23 protein-coding genes and 1 riboswitch are annotated in these 22,059 nt (G+C 49.7%); of the genes, 9 read left to right on the forward strand and 14 right to left on the reverse strand.

Annotated elements, in window-relative coordinates; genetic code table 11:
• Positions 1-640: 640 nt before the first annotated feature.
• Both pyk and ABRZ28_RS05280 read right to left on the reverse strand, forming a co-directional pair.
• Positions 641-2,083: a pyruvate kinase gene (gene pyk, locus ABRZ28_RS05275; RefSeq protein ID WP_319602691.1), complete on the reverse strand. Its 1,443-nt coding sequence runs from the start codon at positions 2,081-2,083 to the stop codon at positions 641-643.
• A gap of 184 nt (positions 2,084-2,267) precedes the next feature.
• The gene (locus tag ABRZ28_RS05280) at positions 2,268-3,137 is read right to left on the reverse strand and encodes a MurR/RpiR family transcriptional regulator (protein ID WP_319602690.1); all 870 of its coding nucleotides are present in this window, start codon (positions 3,135-3,137) and stop codon (positions 2,268-2,270) included.
• A gap of 367 nt (positions 3,138-3,504) precedes the next feature.
• Here ABRZ28_RS05280 and zwf point away from each other — a divergent pair, with 367 nt between their 5' ends.
• Positions 3,505-4,980: a glucose-6-phosphate dehydrogenase gene (gene zwf / locus ABRZ28_RS05285; RefSeq protein ID WP_319602689.1), complete on the forward strand. Its 1,476-nt coding sequence runs from the start codon at positions 3,505-3,507 to the stop codon at positions 4,978-4,980.
• Between the two features lie 160 nt (positions 4,981-5,140).
• A complete protein-coding gene (locus ABRZ28_RS05290) occupies positions 5,141-5,782 on the forward strand; it encodes a bifunctional 4-hydroxy-2-oxoglutarate aldolase/2-dehydro-3-deoxy-phosphogluconate aldolase (RefSeq protein ID WP_319602688.1) in 642 nt (213 codons plus the stop codon).
• A gap of 69 nt (positions 5,783-5,851) precedes the next feature.
• On the opposite strand, the gene purT is transcribed toward ABRZ28_RS05290, so the two are convergent.
• Positions 5,852-7,030, reverse strand: coding sequence for a formate-dependent phosphoribosylglycinamide formyltransferase (gene purT / locus ABRZ28_RS05295; protein WP_330519669.1), 1,179 nt, complete (start codon positions 7,028-7,030; stop codon positions 5,852-5,854).
• A 214-nt stretch (positions 7,031-7,244) separates the two neighbouring features.
• Here purT and ABRZ28_RS05300 point away from each other — a divergent pair, with 214 nt between their 5' ends.
• The gene (locus ABRZ28_RS05300) at positions 7,245-9,281 is read left to right on the forward strand and encodes a S9 family peptidase (protein ID WP_330519670.1); all 2,037 of its coding nucleotides are present in this window, start codon (positions 7,245-7,247) and stop codon (positions 9,279-9,281) included.
• A gap of 299 nt (positions 9,282-9,580) precedes the next feature.
• Here the strand turns inward: ABRZ28_RS05300 and ABRZ28_RS05305 are convergent, their stop codons facing one another.
• Positions 9,581-9,811, reverse strand: a complete 231-nt coding sequence (locus ABRZ28_RS05305; protein ID WP_319602685.1) for a DNA polymerase III subunit theta — start codon at positions 9,809-9,811, stop codon at positions 9,581-9,583.
• A gap of 323 nt (positions 9,812-10,134) precedes the next feature.
• Here ABRZ28_RS05305 and ftnA point away from each other — a divergent pair, with 323 nt between their 5' ends.
• Together ftnA and ABRZ28_RS05315 are read left to right on the forward strand one after the other, a co-directional pair.
• Positions 10,135-10,650 carry a non-heme ferritin gene (gene ftnA / locus ABRZ28_RS05310; RefSeq protein WP_319602684.1) on the forward strand — a complete coding sequence of 172 codons (516 nt, stop codon included), beginning with the start codon at positions 10,135-10,137 and terminating at the stop codon, positions 10,648-10,650.
• 292 nt (positions 10,651-10,942) lie between these two features.
• Positions 10,943-11,299: a YebY family protein gene (locus ABRZ28_RS05315; RefSeq protein ID WP_319602683.1), complete on the forward strand. Its 357-nt coding sequence runs from the start codon at positions 10,943-10,945 to the stop codon at positions 11,297-11,299.
• Positions 11,300-11,624: 325 nt separating this feature from the next.
• Here the strand turns inward: ABRZ28_RS05315 and ABRZ28_RS05320 are convergent, their stop codons facing one another.
• Entirely contained in the window at positions 11,625-12,083 is a 459-nt protein-coding gene (locus ABRZ28_RS05320; RefSeq protein ID WP_330519671.1) for a hypothetical protein, read from the reverse strand.
• A gap of 227 nt (positions 12,084-12,310) precedes the next feature.
• On the opposite strand from ABRZ28_RS05320, the gene ABRZ28_RS05325 reads away from it, so the two are divergent.
• Together ABRZ28_RS05325 and ABRZ28_RS05330 are read left to right on the forward strand one after the other, a co-directional pair.
• A complete protein-coding gene (locus ABRZ28_RS05325; RefSeq protein ID WP_330519673.1) occupies positions 12,311-12,667 on the forward strand; it encodes a putative periplasmic lipoprotein in 357 nt (118 codons plus the stop codon).
• Positions 12,668-13,328: 661 nt separating this feature from the next.
• Positions 13,329-13,646, forward strand: a complete 318-nt coding sequence (locus ABRZ28_RS05330) for a hypothetical protein (RefSeq protein WP_319602677.1) — start codon at positions 13,329-13,331, stop codon at positions 13,644-13,646.
• Positions 13,647-13,660: 14 nt separating this feature from the next.
• Here the strand turns inward: ABRZ28_RS05330 and ABRZ28_RS05335 are convergent, their stop codons facing one another.
• Complete coding sequence (locus tag ABRZ28_RS05335; RefSeq protein ID WP_330519674.1) at positions 13,661-14,293, reverse strand: LysE family translocator; 633 nt, start codon at positions 14,291-14,293, stop codon at positions 13,661-13,663.
• 86 nt (positions 14,294-14,379) lie between these two features.
• A riboswitch (ZMP/ZTP riboswitch) is annotated at positions 14,380-14,459 on the reverse strand.
• A 124-nt stretch (positions 14,460-14,583) separates the two neighbouring features.
• Here ABRZ28_RS05335 and umuD point away from each other — a divergent pair.
• Both umuD and umuC read left to right on the forward strand, forming a co-directional pair.
• The gene (umuD, locus tag ABRZ28_RS05340) at positions 14,584-15,003 is read left to right on the forward strand and encodes a translesion error-prone DNA polymerase V autoproteolytic subunit (protein WP_319602675.1); all 420 of its coding nucleotides are present in this window, start codon (positions 14,584-14,586) and stop codon (positions 15,001-15,003) included.
• On the forward strand, positions 15,003-16,268 hold the full coding sequence (gene umuC, locus ABRZ28_RS05345) for a translesion error-prone DNA polymerase V subunit UmuC (protein WP_319602674.1): 1,266 nt from the start codon (positions 15,003-15,005) through the stop codon (positions 16,266-16,268). Before umuD ends, umuC begins: the two co-directional genes overlap by 1 nt.
• A gap of 168 nt (positions 16,269-16,436) precedes the next feature.
• Here umuC and ABRZ28_RS05350 read toward each other — a convergent pair whose 3' ends face one another.
• The 8 genes from ABRZ28_RS05350 to sctS all read right to left on the reverse strand — a co-directional run bounded on the left by ABRZ28_RS05350 (position 16,437) and on the right by sctS (position 22,057).
• A complete protein-coding gene (locus ABRZ28_RS05350; RefSeq protein ID WP_319602673.1) occupies positions 16,437-16,649 on the reverse strand; it encodes a hypothetical protein in 213 nt (70 codons plus the stop codon).
• Positions 16,650-17,121: 472 nt separating this feature from the next.
• Positions 17,122-17,283, reverse strand: a complete 162-nt coding sequence (locus ABRZ28_RS05355) for a YnfU family zinc-binding protein (protein WP_319602672.1) — start codon at positions 17,281-17,283, stop codon at positions 17,122-17,124.
• A 207-nt stretch (positions 17,284-17,490) separates the two neighbouring features.
• Positions 17,491-18,144, reverse strand: coding sequence for a VOC family protein (locus ABRZ28_RS05360; RefSeq protein WP_330519675.1), 654 nt, complete (start codon positions 18,142-18,144; stop codon positions 17,491-17,493).
• A gap of 47 nt (positions 18,145-18,191) precedes the next feature.
• The gene (locus ABRZ28_RS05365; RefSeq protein ID WP_319602670.1) at positions 18,192-18,743 is read right to left on the reverse strand and encodes a GNAT family N-acetyltransferase; all 552 of its coding nucleotides are present in this window, start codon (positions 18,741-18,743) and stop codon (positions 18,192-18,194) included.
• A gap of 173 nt (positions 18,744-18,916) precedes the next feature.
• Positions 18,917-19,372, reverse strand: coding sequence for a cupin domain-containing protein (locus ABRZ28_RS05370; RefSeq protein ID WP_319602669.1), 456 nt, complete (start codon positions 19,370-19,372; stop codon positions 18,917-18,919).
• A 530-nt stretch (positions 19,373-19,902) separates the two neighbouring features.
• Complete coding sequence (gene sctU, locus ABRZ28_RS05375) at positions 19,903-20,982, reverse strand: type III secretion system export apparatus subunit SctU (RefSeq protein WP_330519676.1); 1,080 nt, start codon at positions 20,980-20,982, stop codon at positions 19,903-19,905.
• A 10-nt stretch (positions 20,983-20,992) separates the two neighbouring features.
• Complete coding sequence (gene sctT / locus ABRZ28_RS05380; RefSeq protein WP_330519677.1) at positions 20,993-21,790, reverse strand: type III secretion system export apparatus subunit SctT; 798 nt, start codon at positions 21,788-21,790, stop codon at positions 20,993-20,995.
• Positions 21,791-21,802: 12 nt separating this feature from the next.
• Positions 21,803-22,057 carry a type III secretion system export apparatus subunit SctS gene (gene sctS, locus ABRZ28_RS05385; protein ID WP_319602666.1) on the reverse strand — a complete coding sequence of 85 codons (255 nt, stop codon included), beginning with the start codon at positions 22,055-22,057 and terminating at the stop codon, positions 21,803-21,805.
• Between the last annotated feature and the right edge of the window lie 2 nt (positions 22,058-22,059).

Genomic DNA, 22,059 nt, shown 5'->3' on the forward strand with positions numbered 1-22,059 from the left:
CGTTGTTTATCGTCCGGCCTCAGACTGTTGATAAAGCCTATAATACGGCATTGTCATCCTCCGCTACGCCCAGTCATTCCCGCGTTAGTAGGCGGGAATCGCCTGCTGAAACCGTAAATCGCCATTGGCTGATTCCCGCCGGCGCGGGAATGACGGGTTTGGAAAGGTTTGTCATCAACCCCAAGCCGGACGCGTTGTTTATCGTCCGGCCTCAGACTGTTGATAAAGCCTATAATACGGCATTGTCATCCTCCGCTACGCCCAGTCATTCCCGCGTTAGTAGGCGGGAATCGCCTGCTGAAACCGTAAATCGCCATTGACTGATTCCCGCCGGCGCGGGAATGACGAGTTTGGAAAGGTTTGTCATCAACCCCAAGCCGGACGCGTTGTTTATCGTCCGGCCTCAGGCTGTTGATAAAGCCTATAATACGACATTGTCATCCTCCGCTACGTCCAGTCATTCCCGCGTTAGTAGGCGGGAATCTCCTGATGAAACCGTAAATCGCCATTGGCTGATTCCCACTGGCGCGGGAATGACGGGTTTGGAAAGGTTTGTCATCAACCTCAAGCCGGACGCGTTGCTTATCGTCCGGCTTTTTCCATGTCGCAGCAAACCGCGGCAGTAAGTACGGACCGCCGGTTATTCCACCCGCAGGATACGCGTGGTGTTGGTGGTTCCCACGGTTCCCATCACATCGCCCTGAGTCACAATGACCAGATCCCCGGACATCAGAAATCCTTTATCACGCAGCCGGATGACCGCGTCATTAGCGGCGGCGACGCCATCGGTATAGCTGTCAAAATGTACCGGCGTGACGCCACGATAAAGCGCCGTCAGATTCAGCGTGTGCTCATGACGCGACATGGCGAAAATAGGCAAGCCGGAACTGATTCGGGACATCATCAGCGCGGTGCGTCCTGATTCCGTCATGGCGATCAGCGCCGTTACCCCTTTCAGGTGGTTGGCGGCATACATCGACGACATCGCAATTGATTCTTCAATGTTATCGAACTGCACGTCAAGACGGTGTTTGGACACGTTGATGCTTGGAATTTTCTCCGCGCCAAGACACACTTTCGCCATCGCCGCCACTGTTTCGGCCGGATACTGCCCGGCGGCGGTTTCTGCGGACAGCATCACGGCATCGGTGCCGTCCAGTACGGCGTTGGCCACATCCATCACCTCTGCGCGCGTCGGCATCGGATTCGTGATCATGGATTCCATCATCTGCGTTGCCGTGATCACCGCCCGGTTGAGCTTACGGGCGCGCCGGATCAGTTTTTTCTGGATCCCAACCAGTTCGGGATCGCCAATTTCAACGCCCAAATCACCGCGGGCAACCATGACGACGTCGGACGCGAGAATGATGTCGTCCATGGCTTCATCGGAAGCGACCGCTTCGGCGCGTTCCACTTTGGATACGATTTTTGCGTGACAGCCCGCATCGCGCGCCAGACGGCGGGCGTAATTCAGATCTTCGCCGGTGCGAGGGAAGGATACCGCCAGATAATCCACGCCGATTTTTGCGGCGGTAATAATGTCTGCTTTATCTTTTTCCGTCAGCGCTTGCGCAGAAAGACCGCCGCCGAGTTTGTTGATCCCTTTGTTGTTGGACAACGGGCCGCCAACCGTGACTTCGGTGTAAACCTTCATGCCTTCAACTTGCAGGACTTTTAACTGTACGCGGCCGTCATCCAGCAACAGAATATCGCCGGCGACAACGTCGGCAGGGAGGCCTTTGTAATCAATGCCGACTTTTTCTTTATCGCCTTCGCCCTTGGGCAGATTCGCATCCAGCAGAAACTTATCGCCGATATTCAGAAAAATTTTACCTTCCTTGAAGGTAGAAACTCGAATTTTTGGACCCTGTAAATCCCCAAGAATAGCAACATGGCGGCCTAATTTGGCGGCAATTTCACGAACTTTATTGGCGCGTAGTTGATGATCTTCTGCTGTGCCATGAGAAAAATTCAGGCGTACTACGTTCGCGCCGGCGGCAATAATCTTTTCCAGATTATTATCGCGATCGGTAGCTGGTCCCAGGGTAGTGACGATTTTGGTTCTTCTGAGCCGTCTGGACATGTATAACTCCGTTGACTTGTGAAGCAGTAGTGTTTCGATTAATGTCAGGTAACGGTGCGAAATGTAACTTTACAACAAAACTATTTCATCTGAGTTACCCGAATTCCGTATTGAACCTGGTGTCTTGTTATGTTTGCTATGGCAAATAGTCGTGACCGTTTAAACATGAACCACGATTAACAAACTAATTGAAGGTGTTAATAAAGGGTTCTTCTTTATCAAAACGCGATTCTCGCAATGCTTCCTTGACTCGCTTCAAGTTATCTCTGAATTTTGCGCCGCGACGCAATGTGAAACCGGTAGCCAGTACGTCAATCAGCGTGAGTTGGGCGATACGGGATACCATCGGCATATAAACATCCGTATCTTCCGGCACGTCGACGCGCAGTACCAACGAGGACTCGCGAGCGAGGGGCGTACCTTCGGATGTGATCGCGATCACTGTCGCATCATTCTCACGCGCCAGACGAGCCATTTCAACCAGGCTTTTCGTTCTGCCGGTGTGAGAGATAAGCACGACGACGTCCCCTTCGGCGGAATTCATGCAACTCATGCGTTGCATGACGATGTCGTCGAAATAAACCACGGGGATATTGAAGCGAAAAAACTTGTTCATGGCATCATGGGCTACGGCCGCTGATGCGCCAAAGCCGAAGAACGAAATTTTTTTCGCTTGAGTCAGCAAATCCACAGCCCGGTTAACGGCGGCAATATCGAGGCGGGATTTCACATGCTCCAGTCCCGCCATCGTGGATTCAAAGATTTTGCTGGTATAAGCGTCGACGCTATCATCTTCTTCTACATTACGATTCACATAAGGCGTGCCGTTCGCCAGGCTTTGCGCCAGATGCAGTTTAAAATCTGGGAAACCTTTGGTTTCCAGACGTCGACAGAAGCGGTTTACGGTGGGTTCGCTGACCGCGGCCATTTTAGCCAGGGTCGCTATACTTGAATGAATTGCCGTTTGCGGCGCGCTCAGAATAACTTCGGCAACTTTTCTTTCCGACTTGCTCAGCAGTTCCAGGTGACTTTGAATTTTGTCCAGCATATTCATATGAAAAGGGCCATGTAAGTTTTTCCCGATTACAACCAAAGGCGCACCCGATATGGATTTCGTGAAAATATACTACGACCTGGTGGCGGTTGGCAGCGGGAAAAATGTGATGTTGCGCGCTTTTTTTGCCAGAACATGACATGTGTCTAACTTTCAGAAAAGTAATCCGCTGTCAGAAACGATGAGGATTTTCGCTTTCAGGTCCATGCATCATGCGCCTTAGTGCTTGTAACAAGCCAGCTTTTTCGTTTATTTCCGTATGAGATCAAGAGAATTTTACGTTTTCCTATGGGTTTACTGGCTGGCGTCAAAAAGAGTACATTACGTCTGTAATAAAATTACAGAATCCCGCAACGAGGAGATAAACATGGCGGTAACTTCAACAGCCCAGGCATGCGACCTGGTTATTTTCGGTGCGAAGGGCGATTTGGCGCGCCGTAAATTGCTGCCTTCACTGTATCAGTTGGAAAAAGCAGGTCATATTCATCCGGACACGCGGATCATCGGCGTAGGGCGAGCTGATTGGGATAAAGCGGAATATACCCGTGTAATCCGTGAGGCGCTGGATACTTTTATGAAAGAGCCGATTGATGAAACGTTGTGGGACACGTTAAGCAACCGGTTGGAATTCTGCAAGCTTGATGTCGACGATACGCAAAGTTTTGGCAAGTTGGGCAACTTGCTTGACCAGGAACGTCGTACCACGATCAACTATTTCGCCATGCCGCCCAGCACCTTTGGCGCGATTTGCCGTGGGCTGGGTACCGCGGGGCTAAACAAAGCGCCGTCTCGCGTGGTGATGGAAAAACCGCTGGGAACGGATCTGGCTTCTTCTCGCGTCATTAACGATCAGGTCGCCGAATTTTTCGATGAGAGTCAGGTTTACCGTATCGACCACTATCTGGGTAAAGAGACGGTGCTGAACCTGCTGGCGCTGCGTTTCGCCAACTCATTGTTTTCCGCCAACTGGGATAACCGCACGATAGATCACGTGCAAATCACGGTTGCGGAAGAAGTCGGGATTGAAGGCCGCTGGGGCTACTTTGATAAAGCGGGCCAGATGCGCGATATGATCCAGAATCACCTGTTGCAGATTCTGACCATGATTGCCATGTCGCCGCCTTCCGATCTGACCACCGACCGTATTCGTGATGAAAAAGTGAAAGTGTTGCGTTCATTACGCCGCATCGATCGCAGCAACGTGCATGAAACAACGGTTCGGGGTCAGTATACGTCCGGCTTTGTTCAGGGACACAAAGTTCCCGGCTACCTGGAAGAAGAGGGCGCCAATAAGACCAGCGATACCGAGACATTCGTCGCCATTCGGGTTGATATCGACGACTGGCGCTGGTCGGGCGTACCTTTTTATCTGCGTACCGGCAAGCGCCTGCCGACGAAATGCTCGGAAGTCGTGGTCTATTTTAAAAATCCTGCCTTGAATCTATTCAGCGATTCCTATCAGCAACTACCGCAGAATAAGCTGATTATTCGTTTACAGCCGGATGAAGGGATCGAAATCCAGATCCTGAATAAAATCCCCGGGCTGGAGCATAAACACCGTCTGCAAACGGTGAAGCTGGATTTGAGCTTCTCGGAGACATTCAACCAACAACACCTGGCAGATGCCTATGAACGTCTGCTGCTGGAAACCATGCGCGGGATTCAGGCTCTGTTTGTTCGTCGCGATGAGGTCGAGGAAGCCTGGAAGTGGGTGGATTCGATTATGGATGCCTGGTCCATGGACAACGATGCGCCGAAACCTTATCAGGCTGGTACCTGGGGGCCGGTGGCCTCGGTTGCGATGATTACCCGCGACGGCCGTTCCTGGAACGAATTTGAGTAGTCTTTGAGTGATTGACGCAAGCGATCGCTCATTTCAGTAATTGCAGTTAAATGTATGGCTAACGGTGCGGTCGGACGTCTGCAACTGATGCAGATCCCTGTGGCAGGGGCGCGCTATATGATTAATGATCGCCGAATGGCATGACTGGAGATAATTTTTGATGAAAAACTGGCAAACGAGCGCGGAACAAATTCTGACGGCGGGCCCCGTCGTTCCTGTTATTGTGGTCAACAAACTGGAACATGCGGTGCCGATGGCAAAAGCCCTGGTCGCAGGCGGCGTTCGCGTTCTGGAGCTGACGCTGCGCACCGATTGCGCGGTAGAGGCTATTCGCGCCATCGCCAAGGAAGTGCCGGAAGCGATTGTCGGCGCGGGTACGGTAACCAATCCTCAGCAACTGGCCGAGGTGACCGAAGCGGGCGCGCAGTTCGCTATCAGCCCGGGATTGACCGAGCCTTTGCTGAAAGCGGCGACGGCCGGCAGCATCCCGTTAATTCCGGGGATCAGCACCGTATCCGAGCTGATGCTGGGTATGGATTATGGTTTGCGCGAGTTTAAGTTCTTCCCGGCGGAAGCCAACGGCGGCGTGAAAGCATTGCAGGCGATTGCCGGTCCGTTCGCGCAGATTCGTTTCTGCCCGACTGGCGGCATTTCACCGAAAAATTACCGTGATTACCTGGCGCTGAAAAGCGTCCTGTGCGTCGGGGGTTCCTGGCTGGTGCCGAACGATGCGCTGGAAAGCGGCGATTATGCGCGCATTACTGAGCTGGCGCGTGAAGCGGTAGCCGGCGCGCAAGCATAAGGCAGTTCTTCCTCGTTTGATGCAAGCCACCCATGTCCTATGGGTGGCTTTTGACCCTCTCAGTAAAACTTAACCACTGACCTTCACGGCGGACGCGGCTTTTTTCGCTAACGCCACGGCTTCGTCTGCGGTCGGCGCGCTGGCCAGCGCAACGCCCATACGGCGTTTACCGCTGATTTCGGGCTTGCCGAACAGACGGATCTGCGTATAGGGATGCAGCGCGTTCTCTAACCCCTGATAGCGAACATTCCGGCTTTCCAGTTCGGGCAGGATCACCGCAGAGGCGGCGGCGCCGTACTGACGAATGGCGCCGATCGGCAGCCCGAGGAATGCGCGCACATGCAGCGCGAATTCTGACAGATCCTGAGAGATCATCGTCACCATGCCGGTATCATGCGGGCGCGGGGAAACTTCGCTGAAAATCACTTCGTCGCCGCAGACGAACAATTCAACGCCGAATAACCCGTAGCCGCCGAGCGCCTTAACCACGTCGCCCGCTATTTTCCGCGCCCGCGTCTGCGCCAATTCGCTCATTTGCTGCGGTTGCCATGACTCGCGGTAATCGCCATCTTCCTGACGGTGGCCGATCGGGGCGCAGAAGTGGATGCCATCCACCGCCTGGATGGTCAGCAGGGTGATTTCAAAATCGAAATTAACCAGACCTTCAACGATAACCCGTCCACCGCCGGCACGCCCGCCTTGCTGAGCATATTGCCAGGCTTTATCCAACTGCCGGACTTCCCGGATCAGACTTTGCCCTTTGCCGGATGAACTCATCACCGGTTTCACGATGCAGGGATAACCGATTTCCGCCACGGCCTGGCGAAAGTTCGCTTCGCTATCGGCAAAGCGGTAGCGGGAGGTGGGAACGCCCAGCGTTTCGGCGGCCAGGCGGCGAATACCTTCACGATTCATTGTCAGCAGGGTCGCCTGCGCGCAGGGTACGACGCGGTGTCCTTGCTGTTCAAGCTTTACCAACATATCGGTGGCCAGCGCCTCAATTTCAGGCACGATATAGTCAGGGCGTTCAGCTTCAACCAATGCCTTCAGCGCTTCACCGTCCAGCATGTTAATGACATGGCTTCGATGCGCGACCTGCATGGCCGGCGCATCGGCATAGCGATCGACCGCGATAACCTCCAGACCTAACCGCTGGCACTCGATCGCCACTTCTTTGCCTAACTCGCCGGAGCCCAGCAGCATCACGCGCGTGGCATCAGTACGCAGGGCGGTTCCAATCGTTAACATAGTGCTATACCTGATCTGATTGTGAAAAATGGGCGCAGTATAAACGAAAACGTTTGCGTACGCATCCGAGGCGACGGCAACGCATCACGCCGTCGCAGATACGCAACGGCAATCATTCCTCTCGGCTTGGCATCGCCGGGTAATCGTGCCACTCTTGATTTCAGAAGGTTTTATCCCTGAACCACCGGCGTTACTTAACAGCAGAAGGACCACTATGATCGCACCGCAAGCAGCAAAAAGACCGCATCCGTTGACTATCCATAACGACACTCGCATTGATAACTACTACTGGCTGCGCGACGACGAAAGGACCGATCCCGATATATTGGCCTATCTTCAGCAGGAGAATGACTACAGCGGTGCGGTGATGGCGCCGCAGGAAGAACTGAAACAATCACTCTATCAGGAAATGGTCGCCCGAATACCGTCGGAGGATATGTCGGTTCCCTATGTCAGAAATGGCTACCGCTATCAGAGTCGCTATGAACCGGGGAAGGAATACCCTATTTACCGGCGTCAGCCCGAGCAGGCGACGGATGAATGGGAAACGCTGCTGGACGCAAATCAGCGGGCGGAAAATCATGAGTTCTATAGCCTGGGGCTATTGGAAGTCAGCCCTGACAATCAGATTTTAGCGTTATCGGAAGATTTTCTCTCTCGTCGGCAGTATGACATTCGCTTTCGCGATCTGAAAAGCGGCGAATGGTTGCCCGACGTTATTGAGAAAGTCTCTTCCGGGGCGGAATGGTCGGCCGATTCCCGCGTTCTCTACTACGTGCGCAAACACCCGCAAACATTGCTGCCCTACCAGGTTTATCGCCATCGGCTGGGCAGCGATCCGGCAGGCGATGAGCTGGTTTATGAAGAAAAGGATGATACCTACTATGTCGGCCTGGGCAAGACGACTTCGGAACGCTATATCACGATTTATCTCAGCAGCACCACCAGTACGGAAGTGCTGCTGATTGATGCGGCGCAGTGCGATGCGGCGCCGCAGGTATTCATCGACCGGCGTAAAGATCATGAGTATGGCGTAGACCACTATCGGGACGCGTTTTATCTGCGCTCCAACCGGGAAGGGAAAAACTTTGGCCTGTACCGCACGCAAGACGTGGGCGAAGGCTGCCTGGAAACGCTGATTGCGCCGCAGGCACATCGCGTGCTGGAAAGTTTTGAGCTGTTTCGTGACTGGCTGGTGGTGGAAGAGCGGGAGCGCGGGTTAACCAGCCTGAGGCAAATCCACTGGCAGACGCAGGAAGAAAAAAAGATTTCCTTCAATGATGCCAGCTATGTCACCTGGTTATCCTATAACCCGACGCCGGAAACCGCCCTGTTGCGTTATGGCTATGCTTCGATGACCACGCCAAGTTCGCTTTACGAACTGAATATGGACACCGGCCGGCAACAGCTACTCAAGCAGGCTGAGGTGAAGAATTTCAGCGCGGATAATTATTGCAGCGAACGGTTGTGGATTACCGCCCGGGATGGCGTTGAGGTTCCGGTTTCCCTGGTGTATCACCGCGAACATTTCAAGCCGGGTCGGAATCCTATCCTGATATACGGCTATGGCGCCTACGGCAGCAGCATGGATCCGGATTTTAGCGTGAGTCGCTTAAGTCTGCTGGATAGAGGCTTTGTCTTTGCGCTGACGCATATTCGCGGCGGCGGCGAGCTGGGACAGCAGTGGTACGACGACGGACGATTGCTGAATAAAATGCATTCGTTCACCGACTTCATTGATGTTTCGGAAGCGCTGGTTGAAAAAGGCTACGGAGAGCGGCGGCAAATGTTTGCCATGGGCGGCAGCGCCGGCGGGTTGCTGATGGGCGCGGTCGTCAATTTTGCGCCGGATTTATTCAAAGGCGTGGTCGCCCAGGTGCCGTTTGTGGATGTTCTGACCACGATGCTGGATGAGTCCATTCCCTTAACCACCGGAGAATATGACGAGTGGGGCAATCCTAACGACCGCGCGTACTATGACTATATCAAGCAATACAGCCCGTACGATGGGGTAAAGGCGCAGGATTATCCGCACATGCTGGTTACCACCGGATTACATGACTCGCAGGTTCAGTATTGGGAGCCGGCGAAATGGGTGGCTAAACTACGTGAAATGAAGACCGACGATCGCCTGTTATTGCTCTATACCGATATGGATGCCGGACACGGCGGGAAATCAGGACGCTTTAAACATTACGAGGATATTGCGCTGGAATATGCATTCTTGCTGATGGTGCTTGAAAAAGATTAAGTTCTTGAGAGTAAACCCGCTGATTGCGGGTTTACCGATCAGCATTGTTGACTTTAATGAATGGCATCCGCCTGTGGCTGTGCTTTCTTAGCCTTTTTTTCCGCGCGTTTTTCCGCTGCGGTTTTCAGGGGTTTCTTTTTGCTGTTCTTTTTGCTGTCCATTCCTTTACTCATTTCTGACCTCGCTTGGTAAAAGGTTGGTTTGCCAATACATTAACCGCCTGTTTTGTCCGATATGCAAGGGGAAACGTCTTTTTTATTAATATCAAAATGTGTCGCCAGCCGGGTAACCAACTGATGTCATTTAGGTTTCGGCTCGTAGGGCAGGCGCGAAAATTGCAAAGAGAGCTGGCGGTAAAATGCCACGCGTTCACGGAAATAACCACGCAGTTGATCCGGTTGTTCCTTCTCCACCATCTCCGGGATCACGGGCATGTTATACCGTTCTTTGAAGGCGACGCCTGACGCCGCCAGGTCCACATTGACTTTGTCCATCTCTTCTTTGGAAAGATCGGCCAAATTATATCCCATGGGAAAGTTCTCCTGCCAAGATGCTTTGTGCGTCAAGGTAAAGCAGAGTCTGAAAAATGGCAAGTCTCTGTAATGTCACCGAATAATAAAAAATAAGATAAATAGATATTTAATATGCATGATTGATAATAAAAATGATTATCAATAATAATAGCGAAATATTTATTGGAAATAAAAATCAATATCAATAACTAAATATTAACTGCATGATTTTAAATATAAAAATATTTATTGTTAATTTAGTTAATCAGATGTTTTTATTTTTCATATTCAGGCATAATGAGCCGCAACATATTTACCTGCCAAAAAAATAAGGAATAGCTATGTTAAAAAAAGAAATGATTCAAAAACTAAACGAACAGCTTAATCTGGAGTTTTATTCCGCCAATTTATACCTACAGATGAGCGCCTGGTGCGGCGATAAAGGTTATGAAGGCGCATCCGCCTTTCTGAAAGTACACTCTCAGGAAGAAATGGAGCATATGCAACGCCTGTTCAACTATCTGGACGATACCGGAAGCCTGCCAATTTTGGGCGCTATTCCTGCGCCGCCGGTGGATTTCGCATCTTTGGCTGACGTATTCAAACTGACGTATGAACATGAGCAGTTGATCACGGCGAAAATTAATGAACTGGCTCATGCGGCAATAACGTTACAGGACTATTCAACCTTCAATTTCCTGCAATGGTATGTATCGGAACAGCATGAAGAAGAAAAATTGTTCAGATCTATCCTGGATAAGCTGGCACTGGTTAATACCAGCGAAGGCGGCCTGTTCTTTATCGATCAAGATCTGAAAAAGATGTCGACCAACGTTGCTGGTAGCGAATCAGCCTGAGTTTTTCCGTCGTCAGGCTAACGATATCACCCCGATAACTGTCAAACCGCGGCAAGTCTGGAGCAGATTTGCCGCGATTTGAACGAATTCCTCTATTACCACCGCTTTATTCGCATAGCCTTAAATAATCCGCCTTGCCGAGAGTTTTGCCGCTCGACTTCAACGATCACTATCGTTATGATCGCTGACAGCACATATTTAGTAACCTTCTGTTTTATATGGTATCAGGCCTGCCTTTTGAAGTTCAGCAACAACAGGCGCAGGCGTCTAAATAATCATGCTCAGGAACATCATGATGAAGAAACTAATGCTGTCTCTTATTCTCGTTTTCGTATCGGTGAATGCGTTTGCTGTAGCAAAACTGGCGAATATCAGCCGGTTACAGTATGGCGATAAATGGGCCTTCACGCGGGAAGAGGTGCAGCTGATTTGTCGGCCGGGGAAAGCGTTGTATGCCTTGCATACCGGTACGCTGATGCAATATCCGCTCAACGACGTCGCAACCGCACAGATGAAAGCCGGGCTGGTAAACGCCCAGCCGATAGACGCCATCTGGTTGGATGATCCTGCTAACCCGGGACATAAGAAAAGTTTGCAACCTTTTGTTGAACGCGCCGAACAACTTTGTGATCCCGGCAGCCAGCCTTAAAGCCATTGATTTTTATTTCAATGTTAATAGCTCGGTTGTTTAAGGTTAATTGTTAGTGTGATACTTGTTCCAAATGTAATCATTACCACAGATGGAAAACTGGAAAATGCGAGGGAGTTGGCTACGCTTAGGTGACAAGGCTAGTTCAGCTTGTAAAAATGCCAACTTTTAGCGCAAGGCTCTCTCCCAAGAGCCGTTTCCCTAGACCGGATACAGGAATCGTATTCGGTCTTTTTTAAGTTATTGATATTTAATTGTTTTATTTTTAAGATCTCGAAAAATCCCGAAATTCCCTCGAAAATCGCATTCAGGTGGTTTTTTTGCTTTAGGCGTTCATTATTGATATCCCGGCAGAAGTAGCTGCCTGGACTATTGTTTTTAGCACTTCGGTTGAAAGATCTTCTAGCGTTGATCTTGCCTTCTCTTTATCTTTTTCACTTATGTTAGATAGGGCAATTAAGTCTTCGAGAACTACGACAGCTTCTCTGTGAAACTTAATTGTCTGCACGTTTAACATTGTTGACAGGCCACCATCGTTCAGCATGAAATCTATGCCTTTGTGTGTGGCGCGCATATGATCTAGGAAAGAATATGGCACATCGCTTGTTCTGTCCCTAATTGATATGAGGTTATGTTCTGACAGATAAACAATGTTTGCGCTTAATACGTCATCACCGTAGTTAATTATTTCAGGTGGAAACTGGTTCCATGACGTAAACTCGGGATAAACAGCTACACATTTTTCAAGGATATCTTTTTGCAGATCTCTGTTAAATTTGTACATAAGATAATTCAGTTAATGTTTCTATTAGGCTAATTCGAATGGCCGCGAGAAAATTGTCGGACAGGTGCTTATCACGGAAAAAGGGGTTGCCAGAGTATTTATGATGCTCTGTGCTGCGATATAACAGCTAACGTAAAACTACGATTGATAGCCACTTCAGTTTTTTTTTGCATTACTTTGTTCTTATGTTAGGATATTTCCGATTGCAATCAAGTGGAATATATTTAATGAAGAAGATTTTAGCTGTAGTTCTGGGGACTTTCCTACTTTCTGGGTGTTCAATCCGTGTTGCTGATCTGACAGTAGGTAGTACAAAAAACTACAATATTAACGGTAATAAGTTTCTTACTGGTCAGCGCGTTATGGCTGAAGACTCTTACCCAGTGATTATCTTTCCTATGGGTATCCCAAACATGAAGACGGCAATTGATAAAGCCATTGAGAAAGATCAGTGTGCTGTTGGATTGAGTAACGTAGTAATAACTCAATTAAATCATTCCTTCCTGATTGGCAAGATTGGTGTTCGGGCTGAAGGTAACCTGATTATTGACCGGAGCCTGCCTGGTTGTGAAAATCACGCATAAGTTTCACTGAGAAAAAATTTAGAAGTGCCTTTAACCAACCCGCGTAACTGCGGGTTTTTTCGTTTATCAATTCAGTGTGATGTCTGTAGTATTAAATGCAAGAGAAAATACTACACATGGGAGGTTGGCTGTAAAAACAGCAATTATACCCCAGTTGTAATAGTAAGCTGACACGAAAATAAAGCGCAAAGAAGTTTTAAGACATGTTCGTCTGATCTACTTTGTGAGTCTTAAAGACTATTGTGATGCTTAGGAAGGCAAATTTATGGGAATGATAATTATTGGCGGCGCTATAATACTTGTGATAGCTCTGTTTGCTATTTTCGCGCTACTGCGCGGACTTAGGACAAGTAAGAGTGATATTGTCAAATTGTTTATGGGTTTTCTTCTGATACCGCTGTTATGTATTGTCGGATACATAGTATATGCCGGGTTTCAGATATATTCTGGCTTCCCATAAAGTCTGAATTGCTAAAAAAAACTAAGATAAAATAATTATGGCTGCCTTCCGGCGGCCTTTTTCTTTTCCGTGAATCATACAGCGCCGGGCGGTCGGGAGGTAAGGGACGGCTGTTCGTCGCTCTGCCTTAGGTTAAAAATCTCTAAATTTACCTAATAATCGGTATCATGTTCCGACATTGATGTTCTGCCTGATGGAGATATGGAAGCGATGAGTTGTGAATCCTGCGCCGACCTCTGCGTTAAATATGTGATCCGCACCCCTAACGACTTGCGCAAAGCCATCCGCATAGCGGCTCAAAATGTGCAAGATGGCACTATTACGGAAATAAAAGCTGATCCAGATTGGAATCAATTCAGTTTTGAAGAATGTGCGAAAACGATGAGCTGGGGCGATATCGTCGCCTACCAGTTCGTCTGTAACCGCTGTGGACGACGATTTTCGCTTGGGGCTGAAACTTATCATGGTAGCGGTGGAAGTTGGGAACCCGATAAAGGGAAATACCCTATTATCGATTAGCACGTTCTTTCAACTTAGCGCCGGGCTTCGGTTGCCATTTTTATTGCCAGCGATGCCAGCACCATCCCCATCAGCCAGCGTTGAAACGTAGCCCATTTGGCATGGCGTTTCAGGGCGTACGCGATAGAGCCTGCGGAAATCGCAATCAAGGCATTAACGACTATGCTGATGGTTATCTGAGTAAAACCCAGCATGACGGATTGCGCTAGCACGCTGCCTTTGGCCGGGTCAATAAACTGCGGCAACAGCGAGAGATAGAGCACCGCAGCCTTCGGGTTCAGCAGGTTGGTGAATAACCCCATGAGAAACAGCTTGCGCGGGCTGTCTTTAGGTAAATCCCGTACTTGAAATACCGCCCGACCGCCGGGACGAATAGCCTGCCAGGCCAGCCACAACAGGTAAATCGCGCCGGCGATGCGAATGGTATCGTAAGCATAGGGTACGGCCATCACCAGAGCGGTGATGCCCAATGCCGCGCAAAGCATATAAAAGATAAAACCCAGCGCGACGCCCGCCAGGGAAATCAGCCCTGCGATCCGGCCCTGGCAGATAGAACGGGAGATCAGGTAGATCATGTTCGGTCCCGGCGTAAGCACCAGACCGAGAGCGATAAGAGCAAAAGCGGCAAGATTAGCGACATCAGGCATCGGGCACCTCAAGAGTATTCGTGGATAGAGTCCAGAACGGCGTCTGCGATTAACAGCGAGACCCATGCCTCATCGCAGATACGCTCTTATCTTGCCCAGACGCGCGGCGCTATGGTCCGTGTTTCCCGATGGTTTTCCATCTTTAGCGTCAGTCGCACGGATTTCACAACGTTACAGTATGAGGTATCGGATGGCAATTGCCTCCCCAGTTTCTTCCTCTCACCTCATCATTCCAATTGCATTACCGATACGCTGATTTATACTGTATAAAAAAACAGTATTGGTGAGTTATGTCATTTGTGAGCCCGGTTGAAAACCCTGAAGCGCTGTCTCTGCCATTGTTTGGCGATCTGATTCCCGCCGGCTTTCCAAGTCCGGCCCAGGACTATGTTGAACAGCGTATTGATTTAAATAAGGTATGCGTGCGGCATCCCAGCGCAACGTATTTTCTGCGCGTCAGCGGCGAGTCAATGATCGACGGGCATATCAGTGATGGCGATTTGCTGGTGGTCGATAGCTCTCTTGAGGCGAAGCATGGCGATATCGTTATTGCGGCTGTCGACGGCGAATTTACGGTGAAGCGCTTGCAACGCTCGCCCAATCTGGCATTGATGCCGATGAACCCGGTCTATAAACCCCTTTATATTAACCCGGGAGATACTTTGGATATCTTTGGCGTCGTTACCTTCGTTATACACGCCGTTCGCTGATGTACGCCTTAGTCGACGTTAATTCATTCTACGCCAGTTGCGAGACGGTGTTTCGTCCCGATTTGCGTAGGCGGCCGGTCGTCGTGCTCAGCAACAACGATGGATGCGTGATCGCCAGATCCGTCGAGGCCAAAAGGCTCGGCATCAAAATGGCGATGCCGTTTTTTCAGATCCGCGACATCGTCAGGCGCGATAACGTCGCCGTGTTTTCTTCGAATTATGCTTTGTATGCCGATATGTCGTCCCGGGTGATGAGTATTCTGGAGGAGATGGCGCCGGCGGTTGAAATGTATAGCATCGACGAGGCCTTTTTAGATTTAACCGGACTCGGCAACGGTGTCGGTTTGGCGCAATTCGGCCATGATATCCGTCAGCGGGTTTTTCGGGAAGCGCATCTGGCCGTCGGCGTCGGTATCGCCCAAACCAAGACCCTGGCGAAGCTGGCGAATTTTGCCGCGAAGCATTGGCCGAAGACCGGCGGCGTTGTTGATCTTTCCAATCTCGATCGCCAGCGGAGACTGCTAAGCCTGGCGCCGGTAGAGGAAGTCTGGGGCGTCGGTCGGCGGTTGTCACGCAGACTAAGAAGCGCGGGCATCGATACCGCGCTGAAGCTTTCTCAATGCAGTCCGTTATATATCCGTAAAGCATTCAATGTGGTACTGGAACGCACCGTTCGTGAACTGTGCGGCATTCCCTGCCTGGACATTGAGGCGCTTGCCCCAAAGAAACAACAGATTATCAGTTCCCGGTCATTCAGCACCCGGATTACTCAATACGAGGATATGCGGCAGGCGATTTGCCTGTATGCTGAACGGGCCGCGGAAAAATTGCGACAGGAAGAGCAGTATTGCAAGCAGGTTTCCGTTTTTATTAGAACCAGTCCTCATGCCGGGAACGAAGCGTTTTATAGCAATCAGGCCATGGGGCAGTTGTCCATCCCTACAAACGATACGCGCGATATTGTGCATCTTGCCGCGGAGTCCTTACACCGGATTTGGCAACCGAATTGCCGATATATGAAAGCAGGGGTGATGTTAACCGATTTCTATAGCCAGGGTATTGCACAACTCAATTTGTTTGATCGCTATCAGCCGCGACCGCATAGCGAAGCATTGATGTCGGCGATTGATCAGATTAATCATAGCGGCAACGGGAAAGTGTGGTTTGCGGGACAAGGCGTGCGTCGGGCATGGGCAATGAAAAGGGAGATGCTTTCTCCGGCATACACGACAAAGCTCTCGGATATCCCTAACGTTCGTTTCTGACAATTTTTATCATGCCGCAACGGTGTGCCGGCAGAGCCCGTTTGGAATGAAAAGTAGGATCTGGCGGGGGCGTTGCATCGCGGCTATTTTAGATGTTGTAAAGGATAATAAAACGCGACACATTACAATGAGGCGGTTTTTTGGGGATTATAATGAGTTAGTTAATGATTAATCAGCCAATTGTTGTGACATATCATCCATGGTTACAAATTTCATCACGCTTTCGTAAAGCTGCTTTTCTTCGATTGAGGCATCTGAAAATGAAACGCGGATAAATTCTTCCATTAATCGATGCGCCAATAATTCCCGGTCAACGATGCCGTAGCGTTCATTAATAAGTTGCTCAACGGCAGCGCCGATTATCTCGTGTCGGTTTTTCATTGTGTACTCTTTTTGTGTGAAAATTAATCAAGGTATAGCACAGGATTGCGCTAGTGGGATTTTTATTTTCGCCCTTTGGCGTGGGGGCGACAGTGAAATTCTTCGGTATGAAAACTTATTTTAAATAAATCTCTTACATTATTAGTGGGTTAAAAAATAACCACAACTTATAGGATTATAACGATAGCTAATTCTATTAAACGGAGTAGGTTAAGCGTGTAATTGATATAGGATTATCCTTTGCTAATTGAACGTTATTTGCCTGCGGCCTGTGTCGATTGCGGGCATTTTTTTTGCCTGTAACCGTCGATAAGTAAACAAGGTATAAGTTTTCCAATAGCTTGCCGCCAGGCGGTTTTTATCTCCATGTTTAAGATTCTCGTCTGGAGATGGTGTCAGGCGTGAGTTAACGGCAGAGTCGAATTCCCAACGGGGAATGGCGGTGAGCAGGTTTAGCGGATAAAAAGTGGCGTCAATCGCCATCCGGCAGGAAAAAATGGCCGCATTTAGGGCATATCAGCGTGACATTTTTACGCAGTTTGCGGCTACTTTGTTTTGTGACGAAAAGACAGTGGGGACAAGTCACCTTGACGGATGCATCGCTAAACAACCGAAGAGCATCGAAGATAGACATCTGTTTCACCTGAGAGGGGATGGTTGTTTAGTGTACGCCTATATGAACACGATAGCTTATCATTGTTGCATTTTTGCAATATCATTCCTCATGACTGCGCAGCGTTCTGTAATGCGAAAAATTATTTGACGCGTTCAACCCGTGCGGCGACTTAAGACGACGATGGTCGTTTGAAAATAATGCCGTTCCACGACGGGCCGGACGTCGCTAATAGTGAATGGTTAGCGGCAACTCAGGTAACAGGCTGATGCGTTTATTTTGCTGATTATGATCGAAAACAAGCGTCAGGAAAGGATTCGATCCAAATTCGAGCGAAACGATGCCCGACGCGATAATATTTTGTGTTGTCGGCGAAAGCGGCGCGTCCTCTTTTACCGTCAATGTAACGGACGTCAGTTCTGAGACGCCGCACTGGTGTCGCAGCGGCGGTTGTTTTGCCGATGGCAAGCGATCCGGCCGACAAGAAAAATTCAGAAAGAACCATAAGGGTTCATTAACCGGGGCTTCGCCCACGTTAATTTCATAATTATCCGGTAAATAGGGCGGTTTATAACGCCAGGTGGGAAAGCGGGCTTTCTCGTTCAATTCGGAAGGACGGAAGCCTACCCCGAACGGAGAACAACTGCCGTCAGGGCAGTTCAACCTTTTTAAGATGTCCAGCTTATCCTGATTATCGATTAATTGCGGGTTCTCTTGCTGATAAAGGAATTCAATATAGGCATTATGGAAGAAAAAGCGCCGATTGGACGTTCCCTGTCCCGGATGCGTATTTCCCGCGCCTTCGGTAAAACCCGCATTTATCAGCGTATCCGCAACGACCGCTCTGTTTTTACTACAAATAAGGATATGATCGATTTCCATGAATTTCCGCCTTATTGATTAAATAATGAATGTCTTATTATTAAATTTTATTTGTTGGTCTTACAGACCATAAAATAATATTGGTTTTGGTTAAATTCAAATTCGAGCAATACATCAAGCGCGAGTTTTTGCGCGTGTGCGGTGTACGACCTTCCGTTCGTCTGGTTGACGAAGGTGACCAGATACGGAAATTTTTTTGACATTTCTTTTAAGGCGAAATCAAAAATTATATTTAATAACCCACTGCCGCGATACGCTTTGTCGATACATATCGGGCCATACTGATATGAGTTTTCCGTGCTTAATATTTCGTCGTTATAAGTCACTTCGCCTAATCGCCCAATCATATATTGGAAGAATGGCCATGCTGACCAATATGCCCATGAGGCAGCGAAAACAAATGCCACAACCTTGCCATCTTCTTTGGCGACAAATGCGCCTTGTTCATCCTCAATCAGAGAGATTATCTGTTCTTTGGTTAACAGGGTTGTTACAAAACCGTCCGTTTTATCATCTTCTTTTATCGAATGAACATGGTATTTTTTATGCAACGTCATAATCGCGTCAATATCAGTGATATTCGCAACAGCTAATTCCATTTTATAACCTCTGCGGGTATCAATTTAATGATTTTTTAGTGTGCAGTAATCAATGGCGGGTTTCAATGGAACGATGACGATAGATTAAAAGGGGGCTTTGTAGGCGCGCCAAAACGGGCTTGAGCAATCGCGGCGATAAAGCCCTATGGTCAGGGCTTTGAGAAAATTAAGGATTATTTGTCGGAGGTAAAGTAATCGTTGCTGTCGACGATCGGGATATAGGCTCTTACCCATTCGTTTCCTTCGATCATTTCCCAACTATGCCCTTCGCCCTTAATGTCTTCAGCAAGAAGGACGGTACCGGGGGCAATGATGAATGTGGAGCCATCGCTGACTTTAAATTTCAGCTTGCCTTTTAGCGTGACGACATACTGTTTTCTTGGCGCCGGATGGGTATTTTTCTCCCAATCTTCAGTGGAGTTGCTGATCCAAAATTGTTTGGCCGGAATTTTTTCCAGCGCCGGGATGCTGCCGGTTAAAAAGGCGGAATGGTTGTCGGCGGTGTTAATCAGCTTGATTGCCGATATCCGCGCGTCACTGTGGTTTTCGGCTTTGCCGGATTCACTATACCCAGCGATGGGAAGGGACAAACTGGCGAGCGCCAAAAGAAGCAGTTTAGATTTTTTCATTAACTCAGAACCTATAAAAATATTGTTATTGATGATGTAAATGCTGTGCGCGGTGAAACATGCGTAGCCTGCTTCACCTTGCGTAACATTTTACCTCAACCATTCTCTCAATAACCAGCGCGGAATAATTTGCGTAATCCTGTTTAATTTGTTGAAAATTAAAAATAAAAACCAATAAACCTTTTGATGTGACAGGTCTTTTTTGTTACTAAATATAAGGACTTTTGTTATTGGTCGGCGCGCTGTTTTCGGCGCCTGGGAAAGCATTTGCTGTGCTAGGTTTTCGCCGAAGGCGGCGCCGGCCGGACGCAGGCAAAAAAAATCCCGCCTCAAGGGCGGGAAAACTATTTTGGCAGGGATGGATAACGCAATATTAAAAGACACACACAACATCAAAGGGTTGATAAAAAGATAGCACCCTAAGTGTATAGAACTGTATGGCGCGAGTAAGGTTACCTTATCGGGTGTAAAATGAGATTGAAGCCGCGACAAGGCCGCTATCCGCGTTGTTTGCGCCAAGCGGCGTCGCGCTACTCCATCTCGATGATTTCCTCTTTCGATTCCTCCGCCAACTGACGCAAAATGCGATAAACCTGCGCCACGGCCTGTAGGGTTTCACGCGGAATATAATGACCGACGGGCGTGCGATAGAGCGTTCGCGCCAGCCAGATAAAACGGATCACCGGGATCTCGGCTTGCTGAGCCTGTTCGATCAGTTTCTGCGCCTGCCGATCCTCGCCTTTACAGATAATTTGCGGCAGCGGGGTGATGCCAGGACGATAGTAGAGCGCCACCGCATAGTGGGTTGGGTTGACCAGCAGCAGATCGGCGTCTTCAACCGGTTTTTGCCGCGGCGGCGCGGAGGCGGGTTGGTTAATGAGCTCATTTGCCAGGGATTTACGCTGTCCTTTCATGTGCGGATCCCCTTCGGCGTCTTTATGTTCGTTGCGTAAATCCTGATGGCTCATGCGTTGCTGCTTAAGAAAAAAGTATTTTTGCAAACCAAAATCGAGCACCGAAAGAACCAGCAGCGCGGCGAGAGTGGTACGGGCGATGTGCGCCAGTAATGCTTTTACCCCATGCCAGAAACCGTTTAAATCACCGGAAGCCAGCTCCACCAGCGATTCCAGTTCCGGAATGATCACTTTATAAAAAACCGCGCCGATGACCACGGCCTTGAGTACGTTGGTCAGCATTTCCGTCAGCTTGCGCATGGAAAACATCTGTTTTAATTGATTAACCGGGTTCAACCGGTTGAAGTCGATCTTTAACGCTTCGGGCGCAAAAAGCGGACCGTACTGGATCCAACCGCCGATCACGCGCAGCAACACCGCGATGCCTGCGGCCAGCAGACAAAAGGTCAGCGCCAGCGTCACGGCGTCATGAAAGACTTCTCTGGCGGCCTGAGCAAACGGCTGATTCAGCCGCATGAGGGGTAACTGCACCAGCTTTTGCAATTTGCCCATGCTCTGTTCCGCCAGCGCCAGAATACATTCCAGCAGTCCGACGCAAATCAGCAGCTTGGGGACATCCTGGCTTTGTCCCACTTCCCCTTTCTTACGGGCGTCCTTAAGTTTTTTATCGGTGGGCTTTTCGGTTTTTTCGCTCATGTGCGGACCATTAAGACGAGGCGGGGAAAAACAGTGGAAACAGGTGTTTTAAATCGGGTAAAGCCTGAAGCTTGCCGTCCGCCAGATAGTGCAGCACCGGCAGATAAATGATGAAAAAGGACAGACCCACCAGGCACTTCGCGGGAATGGACAGCACAAATACCTGCAACTGCGGGCTGTAGAGGCTGAGCAGCGAAATGCTGAATTCCAGCAGCAGCAGCAGCGCCACCAGCGGGCCGGCATAGATCGCCAGATGGGCAAAGGTTTCGGCAAGCAGCATCAGATAAGCCTCAAACCCTTGTTCGGTAAGGGGCGGCAGCCAGGCCAGGGCCGGCCACAGACGATAGCTGTCCCACAGCAATTGGGTCAGCCCATTAATCCCGATGCCAATCACCAGCAGCAAAATAATCGTTTGTTTGAGCAGATGGCCGATCGGCGTGCTGTCGACCCCCAGCGCCGGATTAAGCTGTCCGCCCATCAGCGCCCCGCGCTGGTTATCGAATAACGCGCCAACCGACTCAAACAGCCAGAATGGCATCGCCAGGACGAGCGCGATCAGTAAGCCGACGATCAGCTCTTTGAGCAGCAGCCCCGGCAACATCGGCCAGGAGAGCGGCGACAACAGCAATTGCTGTTGGATAATCGGCGCGGGCAAGAGCGTCAGCGAGATCACCACCCCATTGCGCAGCATGCCTTTCAGTACGTTGAGCGAAAATGCCGGCACCAGAATAAAGCAGGGATAGATGCGCGCGATACCCAGCGTGACGGCGATAATAAAGTCATAAACATGCTGGATGGTGGAAATCATCGCCGCGCCCCGTCAGGTATGCTCGATCATGTTAAATGCCGAGATGGCGAGCTGGATCAGCTCCACGCCAATCCATCGCCCGGTCAGGGCCAACGCCACGCCGACCGAAATCAGTTTGACGGCAAACGGCAGCGTCTGGTCCTGTAGCTGCATCACCGCCTGCAATAACGAGATCAAAACGCCGACGATAACCGCCACCAGCAGCGGCGGAGCGGAAAGCAGCACCACCATCACCATGGCCTGCCGGAAGAGCGTGATAATTTCCATTC

This window comes from Brenneria sp. g21c3, assembly GCF_040240345.1.
Lineage (GTDB): Bacteria > Pseudomonadota > Gammaproteobacteria > Enterobacterales > Enterobacteriaceae > Brenneria.